Source organism: Dyadobacter sp. (assembly GCF_051859145.1).
Classification (GTDB): domain Bacteria; phylum Bacteroidota; class Bacteroidia; order Cytophagales; family Spirosomataceae; genus Dyadobacter.
The window spans coordinates 9,964-17,023 of sequence record NZ_JBHYGF010000610.1 but is presented as its reverse complement, the minus strand read 5'-3'; the positions used below and the strand labels follow the sequence as shown (position 1 = coordinate 17,023).

The window sequence follows — 7,060 nt, the reverse complement described above, 5'->3', positions numbered from 1 at the left end:
ATTTTAATTGGCTCCGTATTACCCGCGCTCTTAAGTATTGTTACGATGGACTCGCCCTGGTATGCAGTGGGTGTAATTGGCGTAATGAGCTTTGTTCAGTTCCTGGAAGGTAATTTCATCACACCCAACATTGTAGGCTCAAAAGTGAGTGTGAATCCGCTGGCTGCAATTATTGCATTGTTTCTCGGCGGACAGCTTTGGGGACTTTCCGGTTTGATCCTCGCGCTTCCCGTAACAGCAATTCTGAAAGTGATTCTGGATACAATCCCAAGCCTGGAACCTTACGGATTTTTGTTAGGCGAGCCGGTTCACGAAGTAGCAGCCGAAAAAGCTGAAATGCAGCGGGAAACTGCTACTGCAAAAGAATTCAAGAAAAAACCTTACCGGAGATACCGCAACAAACCCCGGAAAAGACCGGACGGATCGCAAGGCAACATACAGCCCGGATCCGCTGACAGCTAAAAGCTAACCGCTAAGAGCTAACAGCCGATAGCTGACAGCCTACTTAACCGGAACTTTCTCAACACTTACCCCAACGCTCATTACAAATGGAAGCGGGTTTTGGCGCATGGATTGCGAAAGAGTAATCGTGTAGGTTCCTGATCTTGCAAACCGGTAGTTTTTGAGAAAAGGAATTTTGTGGTCAAACAAATCCCCCAGTCCATGGCCGTAAGGTTTGCCGGTCACTTCATTGGACAAATAAACTTCTTCCAATGTATTTGAAATCACCTTCTGATCAGGCCCAAGGAAATTCCTCGTCATGTACAGATTGTAATAAGGGTATTGCAATGTGTTTCTGAGCAGATAATACAGGTTGTAAGTCTGTGTGGTATCCGTGATTTCAATCTTGAATGTCGGCTTGTTCTTGATATACCAAAGACCGTCGTCAATATCTTCATGCGCCTTGTACACGATGTTTTCGTCGCAGGCGGCGAGTGTCAGGCAAAGCATCAGGACAGCAGCTATTCCGGGAAACTTCATGAAAGAATTGACTTGATTGGATTTCAAAACTATCTATTTTTCCTATAAACTGGTCTGTTCGCTGAAATAACGGTTGAGCCAGGAATTTGAAGCCGGAATTTTCCAGCGTGTCATCCATTGCGCTTTGGTCGCAACCTGGTTGTCGAAAATGGTTGTGGAAGGTTGGATTAGTTCATCCTGAACAGACTGTTTGATCTTCGGAACCGGAACAGTCTGCACTTCTCCATTCTCATTCAAATATGCAAGTGAGCGGTCAAAAAAGTCGATCTGCATGCGCTGTCCGATTTCCTGCAACCAATGGACTGACTTATCAATGGAGCAACCGCTTGGCAACTCTTCACGCTCGTCAACAGCAATCACGACAAAGCGGTGTTCAAATATTTTGCCCGAAGCAGTAAGTGGTTTTCCATGTGCTTCCCAGTTGTCGAGCGAAGCTTTCAGCGTTTCTGTCAGAATTCCCGTCTCTGTTTCAGTAAGCTGGCGGTTTGCCTGGTAAATCCAGATTCTGGATTGAAGATCTATATCACTGAATGGAATGTACATATCTCAAAATTGATTTTAATACTCTTAAAAATGTTGCCGTGAAATTTCAACAACACCTCAACCGACTAAGTTCTCGCAAACAATGCGCACTCAAAGTCCGTTTGACTGTGCTACCAACTCTGCCAGATCGTAAATCCTGACGGTATTTTCTTTTTCCTTGTTTTTCAGCCCGTCGGTCATCATAATCATACAAAACGGACAAGCCACTGCAATCGTATCTGCGCCTGTGGCCAGTGCTTCTTCAATCCGCTCGATATTAATATCCTTACTGCCTTTTTCGGGCTCTTTAAACATCTGAGCACCGCCGGCACCGCAGCAGAGTCCTTTTGCCCGTGAGCGTTTCATTTCTGTAAGGTCCGCATCCAGCGATTCAAGCACTTTCCGTGGCGCTTCGTAAATGTCGTTTGCACGTCCCAGGTAGCAGGAATCGTGAAAAGTGATTTTTTTTCCTTTGAATGCAAGTCCGTCTTCCGGGCGGATCCTTCCTTCGTCGATCAGTTGCTGTAAAAACTGTGAGTGATGGATTACATCATAGTTACCTCCCAGCTCGGGATACTCATTTTTAAGTGTGTTAAAACAATGCGGACAGGCAGTAACTATCTTTTTGACACCATACATATCCAAAACCTGAATATTGGACATGGCCAGCATTTGAAACGTAAATTCATTGCCCGCCCGTCGCGCAGGATCTCCTGAGCAGCTTTCCTCCGTGCCGAGTACTGCAAATTTCACTCCGGTCTTGTTCAGGATTTTGGCAAAAGCGACAGTCACTTTTTTGTAACGATCATCAAAAGAACCCGCGCAACCCACCCAGAACAGCACCTCGGGCGTTTCATTGTTCGCGGCCATTTCGGCCATTGTAGGCACACTATATCTTTCTTCCGCCATTTTGAACGAGGTATCGTTGTCCGTTTACAATAAAAATAATTGTTAGAATGCTGGTAACGGGGATGGATATTGCAACCGGCACCAGTTCATACTTTGTGCCTGCAAACTTGTGTAACCCGTAGCCGCTGACCGCCATGGTAACGGCGATTACGTAACTGTATATGCCCGCCGACCGCGCTAAGCCTTTGCGGTCACGTATCTGCATTGGATCTTTTGGAAAATTGGCCAGCAGCCAGGTAGCTTCTTTGACCCAGATATAAGTGCCCATTCCAACAAGAAGCGTGCAAACCAGGCCGAATACAATCAGTATTTCCATGTCTAAAAACTTAGGATTGAAGGTTTTGCGTCCAATTTAGCCGGTCACCTGGTGAAAATTTCCAGGGCGCCTGATTCGTATCCAGATTCTGGAACATCGCATTCCACGAAGCAGGCGCCTTCGCCTCGTCCATAATTTTATATTTCCGCAGTTGAAGGATAATATCCAGCGGATTGATCAAAACCGGGCATTCCTGAACGCACGCATTACAGGTTGTGCAAGCCAGGATTTCTTCTTCCAATATGTAATCTCCGATCAGCTGCTTTCCATCTTCTACAAACTGCCCGTTATTTGCCAGCATATTTCGTCCCACATCTTCCAGGCGGTCGCGCGTATCCATCATAATCTTGCGCGGGGATAACTTTTTACCCGTAATATTAGCCGGGCAAGCCGCAGTACACCGGCCGCATTCCGTGCAGGAATATGCGTCCATGAGGTTCTTCCAGCTCAGATCCTGAATGTCTTTGGCACCAAAATGATCAGGTACCGCCGCACCTTCCTGTGGTTGTTCGAGGCCCAGCATAATGCGGACTTCATTCGTGATCACAGGCATATTATCCATTTTTCCTTTCGGTACCAGCTTCGCAAAATAGGTGTTTGGGAAAGCAAGAATAATATGCAAGTGCTTGGAATAAGTGACGTAAACCGCAAACATGAAGATACCTATAATGTGAAACCACCAGGCAAATCGCTCAATTACTACCAGCGATCCGGTATTAATATTTACAAAAAGCGGTTTTAAAAATTGGCTAAAAAGAAAGTTACCTGTTGGCGGATAATGCGCGTGGCCACGAGCCTGCAAAACACTGTCGGCCGCATTCATCGAAAGAATGGCGATCATCAATACAATCTCAAAAATAAGGATCAGCTTTCCGTCGAGCGCGGGCCAGCCATTCATTTCACGGTGGCGGGCAGGCTGTAACCGGGGTACCTTAACAATGCTTCGGCGAATCAGGAAAATCACGCAGGCCACCAGCACACTCACTGCCAGAAATTCAAAGAAGCTGATCAATAAAGCGTAGAATTTGCCAAATAGCGGGGCAAAAACCCGATGTGTTCCGAATATACCGTCGATTACAATTTCGAGAACTTCAACATTAATGAGGATAAAGCCGAGATAAACGGCCAGGTGCAGGAAGCCAATCAGCGGCTTGTCGAACATTTTCTTCTGTCCAAATGCAATGCGGAGCATCATAGCCAGCCGCCTCTCAGGCTGGTCAGTTCTGTCTTCATCCCGACCAAGGCGGATCGTTTTGCTGATAACACCCGCGCGCCGGGCCACAAGCCGGCCCGTGAGCCCAACCAAAAGGATAAATAAGATTTGCTGAACAATTTCCATGGTGAAATCTGTCAAATAGTATGCAAGCATACCTTAACAAATATGAGAAAAATTGTGCCTTTACACCAGCTTCCAAGTATTATTTGAAATATTTGAACAGACGAGAAAGGAAAGAGTATTGATAATGAGCGAATTGGAAATTTTCGCAAAATCAATCCTAAGTTTTTCTTTCAAATAATTTGCAAAGCAAAACCAAACTTCTAGTTTTGCAGTCCCAAAGGGAACCAATTGAGCCTGGTGATGTAGCTCAGTCGGTAGAGCAAAGGACTGAAAATCCTTGTGTCGGCGGTTCGATTCCGTCCATCACCACAACTTAAAGCCGCTACGAGCAATCGCAGCGGCTTTTTTTGTTCGTATTAACGACTTTTTAGTTGAGGCAGCACGGGTGATCAACATTAGTGTGCTGTCGCCTATAATGGTTTGCTGTATTTGATCGGGTAGTCCTTAAAATTCACTAGATATTTGGTTAAAATCGTGTGTATTGTGCATTTTACAATCAATAACATTATTTTTTTACTTAGATAGACTAAGACAACTCTTAGACGTATAACGTTTTTTTAGTAGATTTTCGTCTAAGTATATTTATCTGATAATCAAAGGATTGTATTAATTTTTTCGGCTAAGTCAAGTAGCATCTAAGCAAAAGCTCTTGTTTTTTGCTACTTTTTGTCCAAAGAGTACTTTGTTCCTGCTTTAACGCCCTTTGCTGATAATCTCTCATCAGCCACCATCTTGTAAATTGTCCTTCGGACTAGATTGTAAGATAGTTCTTTACCGATACGCTCGTGAATGTCTCCCAAAGATGTAGGCTGGTACTTTTTAACGTCTTGGTAAATAAGCTCCTCGAGTCTGTGGCTTTCAATACCTCTCAGGTTTGTTTTTCCTTTGAAATTAGCTTTCTTAAGAAAGTCGGGATTCACAAGGTATTGCGTTCCTTTCGTTCGTCCATTAGTAATAATTAGGCTTAATGAGGTAAGCCGACCCAGCCAGGTGTTAATGGTACCAACGGATGTTTCAGGTAAACTGAGCTCTTTCGAAAGATCAATAGCAGATATAGACGTATGTTGAGCAATTAGCCCAAGAGAAATAGTTTCTCTCTGCGTCAATTGAAATTCCGAATTAGCACGATTAATCAAGGAGATGATCTCCGGTTTAGAGATGCGTCTCAGAATAGTGAATTGAACGTAATCGTCGCCTTGGTACGGGACAGGTATGTGCTTTGCGTTTGAGAGAAGGATTCTATACATTTTGTCGATACCGGATCCTTCTTTATCCATTAAGTGAAGGTCATAGCAAACTTGGGCGAGGTAAGGATTACGCCGCACATTTTTGTGTAGCACATTAGAGGGGGTCACGCCTATTGGGAATAAGCCAGGATTCACGACTTCAAGCCTGTCTGGATATAAATTAATAAATATATCTCCCCTGGTAGTGTAAGGTCGGTGAATTAGTGCATTAGCCATCAATTCACGGATTACTTCTTCTTCGTAGTTTGGAACGAACTTCCGGAAGATCCCATCCGCAACGTCAGTGCCCTCTTTCCAATCTGGAATTTTCGTCCAAATTTCTTCTATTAATTCTTTGGGGTTCAAAGAGTGATCTTCCCATAGTATTTTATTGATCTTCTGTTCTTTATCATCAAATTTTAAAAAATGAATTGTGGGTGCATATAGCAATCTCGCACGATCTTTTCTCTTACCTATCCAGAGCACGCCAAGATTCGTGAGTCGACCTGCATCCACAAACATATAATGGTCGAGGAGCTCATCAGTAGACATTTCTTTGACGTGGTTACTAACTCGGCTCGATTCTAAAATGTCACGTCGAAAGTTGTCAAACTTGATCGGGTCAATTTCTATAGACGAGATATTGGTTCTCCTTGTTTCCCAGATAAATGAGGGTTTGTCTGTAAAAAGCCGGGAAAGTTCGTCAGGCAGAAGAGGAACGCAAGTATCATCGCTTCGATAATAATATTTCCCGTCAGTAGTGGATGCAATTGTTGATGCGCTTGGTAGAATTTCCAACTCTATGTATTCTCCACCATTGGCTGCAGTATGTATAGCTACATTTAATCCAACATTTACAGAATTCTCCGAGATTTTCTTTTTGATCTTGAACGGTAGATCCTTATTAATCTTCTGGTCATTAGGAGGCAAAGATTCTTTGTCGCCAACACCTATCCGGATAATACCGCCTCTACTGTTTGCGAAACAAACACAGTCTTTTGCCAGCTCTTTCCAATTTGTTGTTAAACCAACAACAACATCTATTTTCTTCTTTTCTATAAATTGGCCTTCCTTCATATCATTATTATGGCGATGACATACCGTTATAGCGTTAACAGTTTCTCAAATACTTATCAGCTGACTCGAAATACTTACTATTTGCTGAAATTATTGAGGATTTGTGTCGCTGCGTCCATACCGAACTTACCCCCAATTATCACTGCTCAGAAGACATGATTACTGCTTGGATAACTATACAACAATAACAAAAAACTAAACTAGAAAACAGACTAGTTCAGCTATAAGGTCAAAGCTGGCTAAGGAGAATGCTATTTTGCTTTCAGAGACAGAATCTTGATTAGGAGGGACATAATTCAACTCTTTCAAGGGATCTGTATAATTTCTTGCATTGATATTCCCAAACCAGTTGCAATTTCATACAGATAGTAGAATGAAGGATTGATCTTTCCAGCTTCAAGTCTTTGTATTGACTGCTGATCTTTTGCAATTATGTGAGCTAGCTCAGCTTGCGTAATATTCTTAGCCTTACGTAGCTCGCGTATCCTGAGTCCTAGTTGTTTCAGCAAAGCGTCCTTTTCCATAGATGATAAAGGACTTGGGAAAATTACACTATTTACACAACGAATACGTTGTATTTTAGCTGACGTTATTACCTTTGTAAGACAGCTAAACTATACACTTGCAAAGCCATGAACTTCAAAATCATCCACCTCCCAGAAAGCCAAACCGAAGTTTGCCTCCACCGCG

General features: G+C 43.3%; 8 protein-coding genes and 1 tRNA gene. 2 read left to right on the top strand and 7 right to left on the bottom strand.

Features of this window, described 5'->3' with window-relative positions:
- Nucleotides 1–462 (top strand): AI-2E family transporter (locus tag ACTIE6_RS27530; protein WP_439559690.1); only part of this gene is annotated, 462 nt, incomplete at its 5' end.
- A 39-nt stretch (nt 463–501) separates the two neighbouring features.
- Here ACTIE6_RS27530 and ACTIE6_RS27525 read toward each other — a convergent pair.
- The 5 genes from ACTIE6_RS27525 to ACTIE6_RS27505 all read right to left on the bottom strand — a co-directional run bounded on the left by ACTIE6_RS27525 (nt 502) and on the right by ACTIE6_RS27505 (nt 4,067).
- A complete protein-coding gene (locus ACTIE6_RS27525; protein ID WP_439559689.1) occupies nt 502–981 on the bottom strand; it encodes a gliding motility lipoprotein GldH in 480 nt (159 codons plus the stop codon).
- Between the two features lie 42 nt (nt 982–1,023).
- Nucleotides 1,024–1,524, bottom strand: a complete 501-nt coding sequence (locus ACTIE6_RS27520; protein WP_439559688.1) for a hypothetical protein — start codon at nt 1,522–1,524, stop codon at nt 1,024–1,026.
- A gap of 90 nt (nt 1,525–1,614) precedes the next feature.
- Nucleotides 1,615–2,412 (bottom strand): (Fe-S)-binding protein, encoded by a 798-nt coding sequence (locus ACTIE6_RS27515; RefSeq protein ID WP_439559687.1) that lies wholly within the window; start codon nt 2,410–2,412, stop codon nt 1,615–1,617.
- On the bottom strand, nt 2,393–2,728 hold the full coding sequence (locus ACTIE6_RS27510; protein ID WP_439559686.1) for a DUF3784 domain-containing protein: 336 nt from the start codon (nt 2,726–2,728) through the stop codon (nt 2,393–2,395). The genes ACTIE6_RS27515 and ACTIE6_RS27510 overlap by 20 nt, the downstream gene beginning before the upstream one ends.
- Before the next feature lie 10 nt (nt 2,729–2,738).
- Nucleotides 2,739–4,067: a 4Fe-4S dicluster domain-containing protein gene (locus tag ACTIE6_RS27505; RefSeq protein ID WP_439559691.1), complete on the bottom strand. Its 1,329-nt coding sequence runs from the start codon at nt 4,065–4,067 to the stop codon at nt 2,739–2,741.
- Nucleotides 4,068–4,303: 236 nt separating this feature from the next.
- Here ACTIE6_RS27505 and ACTIE6_RS27500 point away from each other — a divergent pair.
- A tRNA-Phe gene (locus ACTIE6_RS27500) sits at nt 4,304–4,376 on the top strand.
- 350 nt (nt 4,377–4,726) lie between these two features.
- On the opposite strand, the gene ACTIE6_RS27495 is transcribed toward ACTIE6_RS27500, so the two are convergent.
- Nucleotides 4,727–6,370: an ATP-binding protein gene (locus tag ACTIE6_RS27495; RefSeq protein WP_439559685.1), complete on the bottom strand. Its 1,644-nt coding sequence runs from the start codon at nt 6,368–6,370 to the stop codon at nt 4,727–4,729.
- A gap of 305 nt (nt 6,371–6,675) precedes the next feature.
- Nucleotides 6,676–6,894 carry a helix-turn-helix domain-containing protein gene (locus tag ACTIE6_RS27490; protein WP_439559684.1) on the bottom strand — a complete coding sequence of 73 codons (219 nt, stop codon included), beginning with the start codon at nt 6,892–6,894 and terminating at the stop codon, nt 6,676–6,678.
- Between the last annotated feature and the right edge of the window lie 166 nt (nt 6,895–7,060).